This window comes from Pontiella desulfatans (genome assembly GCF_900890425.1).
In the GTDB taxonomy this organism is placed as follows: Bacteria; Verrucomicrobiota; Kiritimatiellia; order Kiritimatiellales; family Pontiellaceae; genus Pontiella; species Pontiella desulfatans.
Genome location: NZ_CAAHFG010000001.1, coordinates 2687776 through 2701328 on the forward strand (window position 1 = coordinate 2687776; position 13553 = coordinate 2701328).

Here is a 13553-nt window from a genome sequence, read left to right on the forward strand (position 1 = left end):
GCTATTCGGACGGGCGCTGCTCCAGCGTCCACGTTTCCGTGAACGAAGACGAGGCTCCTGGTTCAATCCAGTCCCAAGGCCCCATGGGTTCCATTTCGCAACGACCCCCTTTATACCAAACCGTCACCGCATGCGCCGTCGGTTCGGCATACGCCCGATCCGGATAAAACGGGAACCGCTTCGTGAACAGCAAACCGCGTTTACTGTGGAACGCCATCCACCCCGCCTCGGAATCAATTCCAAGCTTTGGAAGTTCCGGCGGAGCATTTATGAGGAGGACATTACCCTGCTGGAGGGGCAGACGCTGTCTGCCCGGGCGCTCAGCGAGCGCCCCTCCATGAGGAGGCGTTGCCTCCACCACTTCAATGGCCGGATCGTCCGGCGGATGCAGCAGCACCGATTGGTTAGTATAGCTTCCGCCAAACTGCACATAGCCTTTCGGAAATCGGCTGTTTGGATTCAGCGGCACTATGCAGGTGCCGTCGCCCGTCACAAACGTCCGGGAAAAATGGGCATAGCGCTTCCGTACATTGGAACTATTTTTGATGGTCTGGGTAAACTTCAGCTCCGAGCTGTTTTCCGACAGCTGGAAATCCCGAACCAGCTGCACACCCAGTTCCTCATTCACCACGCTGGTTGCACGCATCGAAAAATCGCCCGTGTGCTCCAGTTTCCATTCCCCCAGCCACAGATCAAAATGCTTCGGTGTGCTCCCTCCACCGCTGATATCACAACGTCCACCGTCCAATTCCTTGTAGCCCTTGCCATCCCATGCCCAGTCACCGATGGCCGGATCGACATAGAGAATGTTATTTCCGTTCAGCGAATATTCCGTCAACCGTCCGCCGGTCGAGTCGAGAACGACTCGGGTTGATGCGTTGGTAATTGATAGTTGATCGGCACTTGCGGAACAGATGCCCAACAGCCCCCCGGCAACCATCAACTTAACAACCATCACGTCCCCACCCTCCGGGCGGCATCACGCTTTGCGTTGTCGAGCACCCGCTTTTCCGGTGAGCCGGGCAGCGGGGTCGAACGTGCGGCCTCGTATTCGGGCGCGGTGCATTGATCGCCCCATCGCTGCATCATATAACGCAGGTCTTCGGGATTCTCCGGATACTGCCCCTGGTCGTCCGTTTCCTTGATCCAGTCATCCAAAATCGCGCGCAGCGTTTCCAGATCGGCCTTGTATTCCGGATCGTTCACGAGGTTATGGATTTCGTGCGGATCGTTTTCCAGATCATAGAGTTCTTCCGGCATGCGCTCCTCCTGCCAGAACTGATCCTGTTCCGGGGTTAACCTGCCCTCGGCATGCAGCTGGCGCATCAGCTTTAACTCGACGCGCGACTCGCGGTAGTTCGCCTGCATGAGCGGACGGTCGGTCTTGCAGTTGCGGATATACTTAAACTGTTCCGTCCGTACCGAACGGATGCGGTCGATTGTGAAGTCGCATCGGTCACGCGTGGAGATGACATAGTCGCGTTTGTAGCCTTCAGCAAACAAATCCCGGCTCTCCATGTGTTCCGGGATCGGAATTCCGGCCAGCGCCAGACAGGTCGCCGATACGTCCAGACTGCTCACCATGTCCTTCCTCACCTCCCCGCCTTCTTTCCGGGGATTGGAAATGATCAGAGGAACGTGCAGTCCGCCATCGTAGCAAAACTGCTTGTGGCGCGGCCCTTTGAAGCCATGGTCGGCAAAGAAGAATACGATCGTGTTATCCAGCAGGCCGTCCTTCTCCAGTTCCGCCAGGATACCCGCCACATCATTGTCCGTAATACGCGCGCAGTCCCAGGTCTCGGCAATCATTTTCCGGATGACGGGATGATCGGGATAGTATGGCGGCACATCAACCTTTGCCGGATCAGACCGGTCTTTGAAGGCATCGTAGACGCCCCAGCTCATCGAAGCCTTGCCGCCCTCGACGTTAATCTGCCCGAAGAACGGCTGGCCTTCTTTACGATCTTTCCATGAACCGGTGCCCTCCCAGGTATACCAGTAGCTTGGGATATCGGTACCGGTGTAGAAATCCTGCCGACGATACATAAAGTTATAGTCGTCCTTGCCGTGGTTGAAGACGTGGTAGCCCGCCTCGCGGAACAGCTCCGGCAGGGTTTCGATATACTCAGGCAGATAGTGCGTCGAATGCACCGTGCGCGAACTGTGGTGGTTGTGCACCCCGATCGTTGTCGGCATCATACCCGTAATCAAAGCCGACCGTGAAGCCGAACAGACCGGTGACGGAACAAAACACTTTTCAAACCGCACCCCGTTTCCCGCCAGCTTGTCGATATGCGGCGTTGAATTCTTCGAGCCATAGCACGAAAAGAATCCGGCGTTGATGTCCTCGGCATAGATCCAGAGAATATTCGGGCGGTCATCTGCAAAAACAGATACCGATGCCATAAGAATTCCCAACAACCATTTTTTCATCATTTGAAGGTTACTCCTGAAACACTTCCCTGGGTTTGGAGGTCGATATCCGCGGCTTTGCGGATGCGTTTATTTCCTATTTCCAATGACTGGAAACTGATGTTCTTTATATCCCCGCCCTGCAGGAAGCTTTCAAAATTCTGTTTTCCGCTGATGGTGACATTCCGGAGTGTGAAGTTTTCTATCCGTCCTTCGGTGCTGATGCCAATGACGGCGGAGATATCCTGATCAATCCGGATATCAGTGAAGAGAAAATTTTTCGAGACCGAACCTGGCGTGCCGCGGCGGCGATTGATCATGGTTCTATTACTGTTGAACACCCGGCTGTTGAACGGTTCGCTCTTAACAATATCAATATGTTCAACCTTCACATCTTCTGCGCTCTCGCTGCTCCACCCCAGCTGAAACGGCGCTCCGTTGAACTGGTGGTAGATCACGAGATCGCGGACGACCACATTGCTATGATACAGCTTCACCACGTCGTCGTTCACCTTGAAGAAGGAGTCCTCCAACAGTGAGCCATCGCCGCCGACCCACCCGTCCGTTTCATACCACCAGCCGAAGCACTTGATGTTGCGGGTGACGAGCGGACTGGAATAAGCCTGGATGCAATACATCGATGGATTGATGAACGTGATGCCTTCGATCAACTGGTTCCGGCCATTGTCCTGCATACGGATGCCAACACCCGCAAACTTATGCTCCTTGTAGCCCATGTGCGGAATGTCCTCCCCCGAAAGAATGCCCCGCCCGCGAATGGTGACGTTGCTCAAATCCCGGCCATACATGGAACCTTTCAGATAGGAACCGCCTTCCAGATAGTAGGTCTTGCCGCTCTCCAAGGCATATTGCCTGCCGATCTCATGAATACCCGGCTCGAACCACACCACGTTCGGATCGTTCCTGTCCGGCACCTCCTCCGGCGCATCGGCAAAAATGAAAAGCGGATCCTCCGGCATGCCCTCGAAATGGATGAACAGCTTGGCCGGTTGATCCAGCTGAAAACCGATCCGGTTTCCTTGCTCATGGTGCCGGATCTTTTTTTCCAGAGGTTGGATAACGCAATTTCCCGGATCGCCTTTAAGCACCTCGACCACCACCTGAATCGGGGCATCAAAGGAAAACGTTGTCCAGTGGTTCCAGTCGGTCAGATGCTTTGCGTGCTTCTCAAATTTATTGGCATCGGCATAGACAAACGACTCATACCTTTCCCGCCCCTGCTTAACCGTCACTTTATAAACCGGTGACCGCAGCTCCTCCGCCGCGCCAGGATAAACCCAGACCTTGGCGCAGGCACTCATCGAACAAAACAAACAGAATATTAAAAGGCGGCTCATTGTTTTTTCTGCGAGGCCTTCCCGACCAGATGCCGGTCAAGGTAGCGCCTTAAACGCTCGTACGCCGCGCGCGCCTGGGGATTCTTTTCCAGATCGGGCATCAGATCGATGGACTCCATCGGATCATTTTCCAGATCGTAGAGCACAAACGTCTTTCCATCCACGTTTCGATAATCCTGCAAACGCCACTCGCCATCATCCACCGCATAGCAGAATGGAAGCCCGTAGGTACTGTAGCCGATCACCACCGGCTCATGCCGCCCTGCCGATGCATCCGCCAGCTGCGGCATCAGACTCGTACCATCCAGCTTCTGCGCATTCGCCGGAGCATCCAGCCCCAGCAGATCCAGCATGGTCGGATACAGATCCACCAGACTCACAGTCTCGCGGCAGATCCCCGGGTTCACCCCCGGCGCCTTAATAATCAGCGGCACATGCGTGGCCTCGCTCCAAAGAGAAATCTTCGACCAGTGCTCATGCGAACCCAGATGCAACCCGTTGTCCCCGCACAGCACAATGGCGGTGTTGTCTGCAAACGCCGACTTCTCCAGCCCTTCCATCAACTGCCCCAGTCGGTCATCCGCAAACTTCAGACAGGCCAGATAGCTGAAGACGCATTCCCGCCAGTATCGGGAAGCATCGCCGGTGTTTTCCTTCGAGGCTTTCACAAACCCCTGGTGCAGCTGCGAAACATGGGCCACCGATTTCGCCCCGCGCCCCAGCGCCCACTCTTCATCCTCATACATCATGGCATTGAGCGCATCGATGTTGCCCGTGGCAATATCATCGAGGCTGAGAAACTCTGACAGCTCATCATGGTACGACTTCGGTGTAATATAGGGATCGTGCGGCAGGAACATACCCGCCGCCATGAAGAAGCGTTGGCCTTTCCCGAGCGAGGGAACCCCCTCGCGCAGGTCGGTCGTGAGCGGCGCGGCATCATACTTGAACTTCTGCTTTTTCCCGACCTTCTGGTTGAGGAAGGCCGAAACAAACGCCGCATGTTTATAGTCGAAGGTCTGCTGTTCCGAGAGGCGGTTCTTCCGTGCGTATCGTTCATCGTCCAGGCCCGGCAGGTGACCGAAGCAAAAATTATCGGCGAAATAGTCGATCGTAAAATAGCCGTTGTGCCACCGATCCTTCAGCGGCAAGACCGCCGCCGCTTCGCCCTTGGCCTGATATTCCCCGAAGGTCGTCTCGGGCGCATAGCGCCACGGGTTGCCGGAATAGTGCTTCCCGTTTTCTTGCACCGGCGGAAAGTTCCACCACATGCCGCACCACTCCACGTTCTGAACCGACCAGCTCTGCGGGTCGGACTGCGGGTGCGATGGGCCGGGCTGCCCGCCCCGCTGCTTGTGGAACACCTTCCCCGCCTCCACGCTCAGGAAACCCTGTTGCTTCAGATATTCCGGCAAGGTCACGATCTCCGATCCGCCCTCGGCCACTTCGCGAAAATTCTGCTCGTTGCTGAAGAAGGCGGTGGACGTCGGCAGCTTGCCGGACAGGAACGAAGCCCGCGACGGCCCGCAAAGCGGAAAGTTGGCATGCGCCTGCGTGAACGCCACCCCCTCGGAGGCAAGCTTATCCATGTTCGGCGTGATCCAATCGATGACCGCCTTGCGCCTGGCCTCGTCCGGGATCAGCGGCACCAGCGGATTATCGCGCCCCTCCCGGCTGAGATAGCCCACCCAATCGTTCATGTCGTCGAAGATGATGAACAACACATTTTCCGCCGCCGGTTTGGCCGCCGCGGCAAGGCAGCAGGCCGACAGCACCAACGCCCATGCAAACTTCAGATGGCTTTTCATGGTGCGACCCTAGCGGTAGGCGGCTTCGTTCCAGCGCAGCTCCTGCTTGAAGGAACGCAGCTTCGTTTCTTCGTCGATCACCACCAGCTCCATGTCTGCCATCTCGGCAAAGATTTCGATATGGCGGGTATCGAGTTGCTGCGAATAGACGGTGTGGTGGGCGCCGCCGGCGAGGATCCACGCGGCTGCGCCGACCTTGAGGCTCGGCTGCGGTACCCACAGCACGCGGGCGACCGGCAGTTTCGGCAGGTCGTGTTCCGGAACCACGGCTTCAACTTCATTAACGATGATGCGGAAGCGGTTGCCCATGTCGATCGGCGAAACGTTGATCGCCGGGCCGGCCGGTGAATTGAAGACCAGGCGCGCGGGATCATCCTTGCCGCCGATCCCCAGAGGATGCGTTTCCAGCGAAGGCTGGCCCGAAGCGATGGACGGGCAGACTTCGAGCATGTGCGAACCAAGCACCTTGTTGCCGGCGGGATCGAAGTGGTAGGTGTAGTCCTCCATGAACGAAGTGCCCCCTTCGAGCCCCTCGCCCATCACCTTCATGATGCGCATCATGGCGGAGGTCTTCCAGTCGCCCTCGGCGCCGAAGCCGTAGCCGTCGGCCATCAGGCGCTGAACGGCGAGGCCGGGCAATTGCCTGAAGCCGTGCAGGTCTTCGAAGGTGGTGGTGAAGGCGCCGAACCCGCCCTCTTCGAGGAAGGTGCGCATGCCGATTTCAATACGCGCCTGCTCCGCCACATTGTCCATCAGCGCATCGCCGGCGATGGAATAGAGCGTGCCGTATTCCGCCACGAGTTCCTTGATCTGCGCGTCGGTGACTTTATCGACGTAGGCTTTCAGATCGCCCATGCCGTAGCCGTTTACCTGGTAGCCGAACTTGATCTGCGCCTCGACCTTGTCGCCCTCGGTGACGGCCACGTTGCGCATGTTGTCGCCAAACCGCGCCACCTTGAGGTTTTGCGACTCGTTCCACCCTTTGGCAACGCGCGCCCAGACACCGAGCTCTTCGCGGACGGCCGGATCTTCCCAGTGGCCGACGATGACGGTACGGTTTTTCCGAAGCCTGGAACAGATGAAGCCGAACTCGCGGCCGCCATGCGCGGACTGGTTGAGGTTCATGAAATCCATATCGATTTCCGACCACGGGATGTCGCGCCCGAACTGGGTGTGCAGATGCGCGAACGGTTTTTTCAGTGCGGTCAATCCGGAAATCCACATCTTGGCCGGGCTGAAGGTGTGCATCCAGGTGATCAAACCGATGCAGGCGTCGTCCGCATTGGCATCGCGGCAAAGGGCATAGACTTCGTCCGCCGTTTTGACGGTTGGCTTCCACACGACCTCCACCGGGACAATCGAATCCGCATTCAGTGCGGCGGAAATTTCCCTGGCATCGGCGGCCACCTGGTCGAGCGTTTTCTGCCCATAGAGGTGCTGACTGCCGGTTACAAACCATAGTTCTGTTTTCTTGCTCATTATGAATTCTCCTGATTGAAATTATTTTTGTCCATAGTAGGCATTTGCTCCATGCTTGCGGAGGTAGTGCTTATCCAGCAGGAACTGATCAACACTACCCAGGTTCGGATTCAGCGCAAACGTGGTGGCGGCCATTTTGGCCACCTCTTCCAACACACGACCGTTGACTACCGCCTTCAAGGCATCGGCACCCCAGGTAAAGGGTGCGTGACTGGAAACCAGCACACCGGGAAGCTCAACCGCCTTCAGCCCGTTGTTCACAAAATGCTCTTCGATCACCTTGCCGGTGTTGAGTTCGTATTCGCCTTCGATCTCCGCCTGCGTCAGCGGGCGGGTGCACGGAACCGCACCATAGAAGGTGTCGGCGTGCGTGGTTCCAAGGCATGGAATTCCGCGGTGCGCCTGCGCCCAGGCCGTGGCATAGGGCGAATGCGTATGCACGATTCCTCCAATGTCTGGAAACGCTTTATAGAGGTGCCAATGCGTGGCCGTATCGGATGACGGGTTCATTGCCCCTTCCAACTTTTCACCGGTTTCCAGCGAAATGATCGGAATGTCATCCGGCGTCATTTCATCGTAATCCACGCCGCTTGGTTTGATCGCAAAAACGCCGGCTTCGCGATCCACTTCCGAGGCATTGCCCCATGTGAGAATCGCCAGCTGAACCCGGTTGATCTCCTTGTTCGCCGCGCAGACCCGTTCCTTCAAAGCATCGTAATCCATCGCACTCTCCTTATGCCAGTGAGCCCACGGCCGCGCGTTCGATCGCCAGGCCGGCATGGTAGCGTTTAAAGAAGGCATTGAAGCCTTCTACATCGGTGGGGTCGGGCTGAACCGCTTCACTCATGCAGCCTTCAAACACCTTCCCGAGAAATTCCGTCAGGGTTTCCGCCTGGTCTTCGCGGGTCATGTAGTTTGCCAGCAGGGCAATGCCCCAGGCACCGCCCTCCCCGGCCGTGGCCAACGTTGAAACCGGCGAACCGGTCGCCGCCGCCATAATACGCTCCCCGACGAGCGGCGTTTTAAAGAAACCGCCATGCCCACGGATTTCATCCACTTCAACCCCCTCTTCATCGAACAGGACATTCAAGCCGGTGCGAAGTGCGCAGAGGGCGGTGAACAAGTGGGTGCGGATAAAGTTGGCCAACGTGAAGTTGCTGTCCGATGAACGTGCAAACAACGGGCGGCCTTCGCTGAAGCCGGTCATATGCTCGCCGGACACATAGCCGTAGGCCAGCAGTCCGCCGCAGTCGGGATCGCCCTCCAGCGCCAACCCCAGCAGCGTATCGTAAAGAACCGGAGTGGAAACCTCCGCTCCCAAGGCATGTACCGCCTGGGCGAACAGGTTGATCCAGGCGTCGTAGTCCGATGAGCAGTTGTTCGAATGCGCCATGCCAACCAGCTTGCCGTCGGGGGTGGTAACCAGATCAATCTCATGATGCGCCCGTGCAAGCTCCTTCTCCAATACCAGCATGGCAAAGACCGAGGTGCCGGCAGAAACATTGCCCGTGCGAACCTCAACGCTGTTGGTGGCCACCATGCCTGTTCCGGCATCGCCCTCCGGGGGGCATAGCGGAATTCCGGCTTCCAGGTTTCCGGCGGGATCGAGCAGCTTCGCCCCTTCTTCCGTCAGCTCCCCGGCCGGTTCTCCGGCCGGCAGCACCTTTGGAAGCAAAGCCCCAAGCTTCCAGGCATATCCTTTGTTGCCGACCCGCGCATTAAACACCTCGGCCAGCGCGGCATTGAAGTTTTGCGATTCAATGTCTATCGGGAACATACCGGAAGCCTCGCCGATGCCCATCACCTTTTGCCCGGTCAGTTTCCAATGCACATATCCAGCCAGGGTCGTCATGTGGGCAATCCGCCCCACGTGCTCTTCGCCGTTCAGGATCGCCTGGTAAAGGTGGGCAATACTCCAGCGCTGCGGGATCGGATAGTCGAAGAGCTGGGTCAGCTCTTCCGAGGCTTGCGCGGTAAAGTTGTTGCGCCAGGTGCGGAACGGCACCAGCTGATTACCGTCGGCATCGAAAACCATGTAGCCATGCATCATACCACTAAAACCGATGGCTTTGATTTTCTTCAGGGTGATGCCGTAGTCGTTTTGGACGTTTTTCTGAAGATCGGCGAAGCTGGCTTGAATCCCACTCCACACTTCGCCCAGCGGATACGTCCAGACCCCGTCGTCCAGCGTATTTTCCCAGGCATGCCCCCCCGATGCAATGGGCCGGTTGCCCGCATCAACCAGAACGGCCTTGATGCGGGTCGACCCCATTTCAATTCCAACCGTTCCTTGTCCATTCCGAATCGTTTCCACACCTGTTGATCTATCAATGCTCACCATGACTTTTTTCTCCAAATATTTGATTTATTGAAGACCGATTCCTCCCAAACGTCCACCCATTCTCACGCTTATTTTTTTAGATTTTGCGCAACCCCGCCAGAGCAAATCTAAAGTTTAACCCAACTTCCGCGGCATAAAAAACAGAAGACTCTGCCGCATGGGGTTGCGCGGATGCAGGCACTACATTTTCGCGCAGGCCTCTTTTGGGTAGGTATGCCGATGGACCGGAAGCGAGGTCCAGCCGATGCCGAGCATCGTATGGATGAGTTTCTGGACGGGGTTGGGGCGACCGGGTTTGCGGATGTGGTGTTCGGGGCCGTCGGCCTCAGGGATGATGAGGGTGCGGCAGCGGTCGGCGAGCTGGTGGTGGAAGGGGTGGAGGCCGAGGTCGCTTTTTTCATACTGCGGAAGGCGTCTTCGACGGGGACGAGGGTGATGTAGAGCCGCCATAGCTGCTGGTCTTCGAGTTCGAGGGTGCTGCGCAGGTGGTAGCATCCGTGCAGATCGCGCGTGGTGTCCCATTGGGTTTCTTTGCGGCACCAGTTGAGGTGTCGGGTTTCGGGCTCGTAGTTGATTTCGTTGAGCCGTGAGGCGCGGGTGGTCCGGCCGGACAGCCGCCCGATGATGCGGTTGACGAGCGCGGGGCCTTCTTCGAGCTTGAGCCGTTTGTCATTACGCATGATCGGCGCGCGCAGGGTTTCGAGTCCTTCGATGAGTTTGCGTTCGGCGTTGTCCTGGATGGCATCTTCTTCCTGCTTTCGTCCGGCGCTGCGGCAGAGCACGACGGTTTCGTCGCCGGAGGTGATCCGGCGGACGAATACGGGTTGTTTTTCGCCGGACTTGCCGCGGCCCTCGACGAGCCGGAAGCGGTCGATGTCGAGGAAGCCGTCGGCGAACTCCGCGCGGGAGCGGCGCTTGCCGTTGACGATGTAGTCGTAGCCGCGGTCGCGCAGTGCATCGAGGTTGGCCAGGCTCGCCATGCCTCCATCGACGATGACCACCGGCCTGGCTTCGCCGCCGGGGATTTGCTCGAGGTCGGCGACGGCGTCAAGCAGGGTTTTGCGGTCGCTGATATTCCCGGCGAAGACCTTGTGCCGGATAATGAACCCTTCCGCATCGAGCACGATCCCGACCGAGATGAGCGGGCAGTCGGATCGCTTTTCCTTAGGAGGCGACGCTCCGGCGGGCCAGGGAGTTGAGTGCGCCGCTGCCCTCGAAATAGCCGTTGTTCAGATCGTAAAGCAGGATGGTTTGGTCGAGGTTGAACAGATCGCGCTCCTTGCGGCGCAGGTGGGCCACGTCGGAACCTCCCGCCGGGCTGCCGGCGGAAGGCTTCCGGCTTCCTCCATGTGTTCGATCACCCGGCCCACCCAGTATTCAATGATCGGCTCCTCCGAAAGCAGCTGTTCATATCCGGCCATGCGCCGGGAAAGCTCCGCCGCCACCCGCTTGCGGTGCTCGTCGGGAACCGGGCATCCCCCCAGCGAAACCACCACGCGCTGGCGGACCTTCCCTTCGGAGTCACGGCGGTTTTCCACCAGTTGCGCTACTCGGGTCTTGCGCGTTTTCTTTTCCCTGAAAAACATGGCCGTCCTCCGTTGATCAACGCAGAAAGACTACTTCGGCATTCGCAGGAAAAAACAGGACAAATCCGCATTGCAGTCACTACAGCGGGCATTGAAAAAAACCAGAACCTTGATAATCAAGGCATTACAAAAACCGAGTCTCGGCTTCCGATTTCAAGCAAATTGGCGCATCATGCATAAGACAAACGGGTTGCAAGAAACCATGCCTGGAAAACTTTTTTAGCCCGCGGAAGTTGGGCTAGTTCACCGACACCAGCTCAAGCTCGAAGTTGAGGTTCTGGCCGGCCAACGGATGGTTGGCATCGATCGTGATGGTGGCTTCGGCCACTTCCGTGATCTGAACTGGAACCGGCTGTCCCTGCGGGCCCTGCATCTGCAACCCCATGCCCACTTCGGGTTCGAGATCTTCCGGAAGCTGGGAACGGTCGAACTCCATCACCATTTCGTCGCGCTTTTCGCCATAGGCTTCCGCCGCAGGGATATTAATGGTTTTCTTGTCGCCGACTTCCATATCGGCCACGCCTTTTTCAAAGCCCGGGATCACCATGCCGGCGCCCATTTCGAATTCCAGCGGGTCGCGCCCGGCGGACGAGTCGAACTGACTACCGTCGTCGAGGGTTCCGGTGTAGTGGATGGTTACCTTTTTTCCGTTTTCAATCATCAAATTGCCTTTCTTTTGGAGATGAATTAAACGGGCACCTTACAGGCATGGTTTCTGATGGCAACCCCATAACCCGGCAGATTTATTTGCGCCGGCGCGGCCGGGATGGCTTTCCATGGGGATGCGCACGGGCATCGCGCCGGGGATTATGCGGGCGAGATTCAGCGGCGCGGGGTTGAGGCAAAGCCCCTTTTCCGCACCGTTTTCCAATGGCGGAGACCGCCAGCCGGGCGGTCGAAAAAGCGGCTTGCAGGTTGTAGCCGCCCGTCGGCCCGTCCACATCCAGCACTTCGCCGGAAAAATAGAGCCCGGGGCACTTTCCCGACTCCATCGTTTGCGGATCGATCTCGTTCAACGCAACGCCACCCACCGTCACCATGGCTTCCTTGATCGAGCGCGTTCCCAATGGCCGGATCTCCTCCGCTTTTCCATCTTGGATGTGCACAACCAATGAATAGCTTCCAAAGTTGCCACGGGCCACATGGCGACTGGCATCGGTTAGCGCGGTTCCGCCGATGCCCCATTTTTCGATTTCGTAGACGCCGCGCGTTTCGGCCACCTTGCGTCCGTCGACGACGACATCCACCAGGACTTTCTCATAAACCTTGCCGACCCGCCCCTTGATGACGGAGGGTTCCACCTCGAAGCCGACCAGTCCCGGACGGAATGGCTCGAGCGAATGCCCGAGCTTTTTCGCCCATTCCTGCCCATCGCCCACCGAACCGGTTTTGGGATAGCTGACGCCGCCGGTTGCCACCAGCACATAGTTCCCCTCCACCACAAAGTTGTCGGTGCTGATCCGGAAACCGTTCTTCGTTTTTTCCAACGCCTGCACCACCGCCGAGCAGGCCAGCGAAACATTGCCATCGCGCAGCAGGTCGGTGAAGAGGTTCAGCACATCGGACGCCCGTTCCGTATGGGGGTAGACCTTGTTGCCCGCTTTCACCACCGTCTTCAACCCGCTCAACGCGAACCAGCGCTGAAGCATGGATGGGGTGAAGGCCCGGATGGATGGCTCAAGAAACGGACCGACCGGATCACCGAACATTTGCAGCATCCGCTCTTCCGAAATATTCGTGGTCAGGTTGCAGCGCGCGTTGCCGCACATCAGCAGTTTGCGCCCGGGCTTGTGCTTGCGTTCCAGCACAAGCGTCTTCAAGCCCAGCTCGCCGGCCGCGGCACCGGCCATCAGGCCGGCCGCCCCTCCTCCAATAATTACGAGATCTGTTTTACTCATAGACACCCATGTTGGCAGAACCTATATTCTTTTCCAACTAGGAGACTCCATGAAAATCACGACCGGCCTGTTGTTCGTTGCCACCCTTACCACGTTGACCGCATGCACCAGCATGAAGGTGGACTCCGAACAAAACCCCGACTTCGACTTTTCCGGGGTCGAAACCTACGAGTGGGTCCAGCCCCCCGCCAAAATCCTTGACGAAGAGGACACCATCCTGAACGGAAACATGCAGATGGCCCTGAATAACGAGCTCTCTGCCCGGGGCTGGAAGCAGGTGCTCGATTCCGACCAGGCCGACATCCAGGTGGTCTACTACATCAAGCTCGCGGAACACGAGGAATACACCACCCCGCCGAGCGAAGGGGAACCGCGGTTGACCGGCGGGGGGTTCACGTTCAACAACGATTCCGGCAAATGGGGCTATAGCGACCAAAGCCCGGATCTCAATGTCTACACGGTGGAAATCGGCACCCTTTCCCTACTGGTCTACGACACCCGGAACAACGAAAAAGCATGGAGCGGAACCCTGCAAACCAAGCTAAACCGCTCCATGCCGCAGGAAAAACAGAAAGAGCATCTTCGCCGCATCGCCCGCAAGATCACCACCCGCATTCCGTAGCCCAAAACAAAACGCCGACCCGGCAAACCGGATCGGCGTTTCCTTGAAT

At 57.7% G+C, this 13553-nt stretch carries 12 protein-coding genes; 1 reads left to right on the top strand and 11 read right to left on the bottom strand.

Features of this window, described 5'->3' with window-relative positions:
- Position 1: 1 nt before the first annotated feature.
- From E9954_RS09385 to E9954_RS09435, 11 genes are all read right to left on the bottom strand, one after another.
- The gene (locus tag E9954_RS09385) at positions 2–955 is read right to left on the bottom strand and encodes a hypothetical protein (protein ID WP_136078921.1); all 954 of its coding nucleotides are present in this window, start codon (positions 953–955) and stop codon (positions 2–4) included.
- Positions 955–2436, bottom strand: a complete 1482-nt coding sequence (locus E9954_RS09390; protein WP_136078922.1) for a sulfatase family protein — start codon at positions 2434–2436, stop codon at positions 955–957. Before E9954_RS09390 ends, E9954_RS09385 begins: the two co-directional genes overlap by 1 nt.
- Positions 2433–3770, bottom strand: coding sequence for a glycoside hydrolase family protein (locus E9954_RS09395; RefSeq protein ID WP_136078923.1), 1338 nt, complete (start codon positions 3768–3770; stop codon positions 2433–2435). Before E9954_RS09395 ends, E9954_RS09390 begins: the two co-directional genes overlap by 4 nt.
- On the bottom strand, positions 3767–5578 hold the full coding sequence (locus tag E9954_RS09400; RefSeq protein ID WP_136078924.1) for a sulfatase-like hydrolase/transferase: 1812 nt from the start codon (positions 5576–5578) through the stop codon (positions 3767–3769). The genes E9954_RS09395 and E9954_RS09400 overlap by 4 nt, the downstream gene beginning before the upstream one ends.
- Before the next feature lie 9 nt (positions 5579–5587).
- Positions 5588–7057 carry an L-arabinose isomerase gene (araA, locus tag E9954_RS09405; protein WP_136078925.1) on the bottom strand — a complete coding sequence of 490 codons (1470 nt, stop codon included), beginning with the start codon at positions 7055–7057 and terminating at the stop codon, positions 5588–5590.
- Between the two features lie 21 nt (positions 7058–7078).
- Entirely contained in the window at positions 7079–7780 is a 702-nt protein-coding gene (locus E9954_RS09410; protein WP_136078926.1) for an L-ribulose-5-phosphate 4-epimerase, read from the bottom strand.
- Positions 7781–7790: 10 nt separating this feature from the next.
- Complete coding sequence (locus tag E9954_RS09415) at positions 7791–9398, bottom strand: xylulokinase (protein ID WP_136078927.1); 1608 nt, start codon at positions 9396–9398, stop codon at positions 7791–7793.
- A gap of 107 nt (positions 9399–9505) precedes the next feature.
- The gene (locus tag E9954_RS09420; protein ID WP_136078928.1) at positions 9506–10618 is read right to left on the bottom strand and encodes an IS1634 family transposase; all 1113 of its coding nucleotides are present in this window, start codon (positions 10616–10618) and stop codon (positions 9506–9508) included.
- 9 nt (positions 10619–10627) lie between these two features.
- Complete coding sequence (locus E9954_RS09425) at positions 10628–10984, bottom strand: hypothetical protein (protein WP_136078929.1); 357 nt, start codon at positions 10982–10984, stop codon at positions 10628–10630.
- A 238-nt stretch (positions 10985–11222) separates the two neighbouring features.
- The gene (locus E9954_RS09430; protein WP_136078930.1) at positions 11223–11645 is read right to left on the bottom strand and encodes an FKBP-type peptidyl-prolyl cis-trans isomerase; all 423 of its coding nucleotides are present in this window, start codon (positions 11643–11645) and stop codon (positions 11223–11225) included.
- An 82-nt stretch (positions 11646–11727) separates the two neighbouring features.
- A complete protein-coding gene (locus E9954_RS09435) occupies positions 11728–12882 on the bottom strand; it encodes an aminoacetone oxidase family FAD-binding enzyme (protein ID WP_136078931.1) in 1155 nt (384 codons plus the stop codon).
- A gap of 49 nt (positions 12883–12931) precedes the next feature.
- On the opposite strand from E9954_RS09435, the gene E9954_RS09440 reads away from it, so the two are divergent.
- Positions 12932–13504, top strand: coding sequence for a DUF4136 domain-containing protein (locus E9954_RS09440; RefSeq protein WP_136078932.1), 573 nt, complete (start codon positions 12932–12934; stop codon positions 13502–13504).
- Positions 13505–13553: the final 49 nt, after the last annotated feature.

Coding starts and splice junctions, on each gene's coding strand:
- E9954_RS09385 (WP_136078921.1), bottom strand. CDS start 955: ATGGTTGTTAAGTTGATGGTTGCCGGGGGGCTGTTGGGCATCTGTTCC.
- E9954_RS09390 (WP_136078922.1), bottom strand. CDS start 2,436: ATGATGAAAAAATGGTTGTTGGGAATTCTTATGGCATCGGTATCTGTT.
- E9954_RS09395 (WP_136078923.1), bottom strand. CDS start 3,770: ATGAGCCGCCTTTTAATATTCTGTTTGTTTTGTTCGATGAGTGCCTGC.
- E9954_RS09400 (WP_136078924.1), bottom strand. CDS start 5,578: ATGAAAAGCCATCTGAAGTTTGCATGGGCGTTGGTGCTGTCGGCCTGC.
- araA (WP_136078925.1), bottom strand. CDS start 7,057: ATGAGCAAGAAAACAGAACTATGGTTTGTAACCGGCAGTCAGCACCTC.
- E9954_RS09410 (WP_136078926.1), bottom strand. CDS start 7,780: ATGGATTACGATGCTTTGAAGGAACGGGTCTGCGCGGCGAACAAGGAG.
- E9954_RS09415 (WP_136078927.1), bottom strand. CDS start 9,398: ATGGTGAGCATTGATAGATCAACAGGTGTGGAAACGATTCGGAATGGA.
- E9954_RS09425 (WP_136078929.1), bottom strand. CDS start 10,984: ATGTTTTTCAGGGAAAAGAAAACGCGCAAGACCCGAGTAGCGCAACTG.
- E9954_RS09430 (WP_136078930.1), bottom strand. CDS start 11,645: ATGATTGAAAACGGAAAAAAGGTAACCATCCACTACACCGGAACCCTC.
- E9954_RS09435 (WP_136078931.1), bottom strand. CDS start 12,882: ATGAGTAAAACAGATCTCGTAATTATTGGAGGAGGGGCGGCCGGCCTG.
- E9954_RS09440 (WP_136078932.1), top strand. CDS start 12,932: ATGAAAATCACGACCGGCCTGTTGTTCGTTGCCACCCTTACCACGTTG.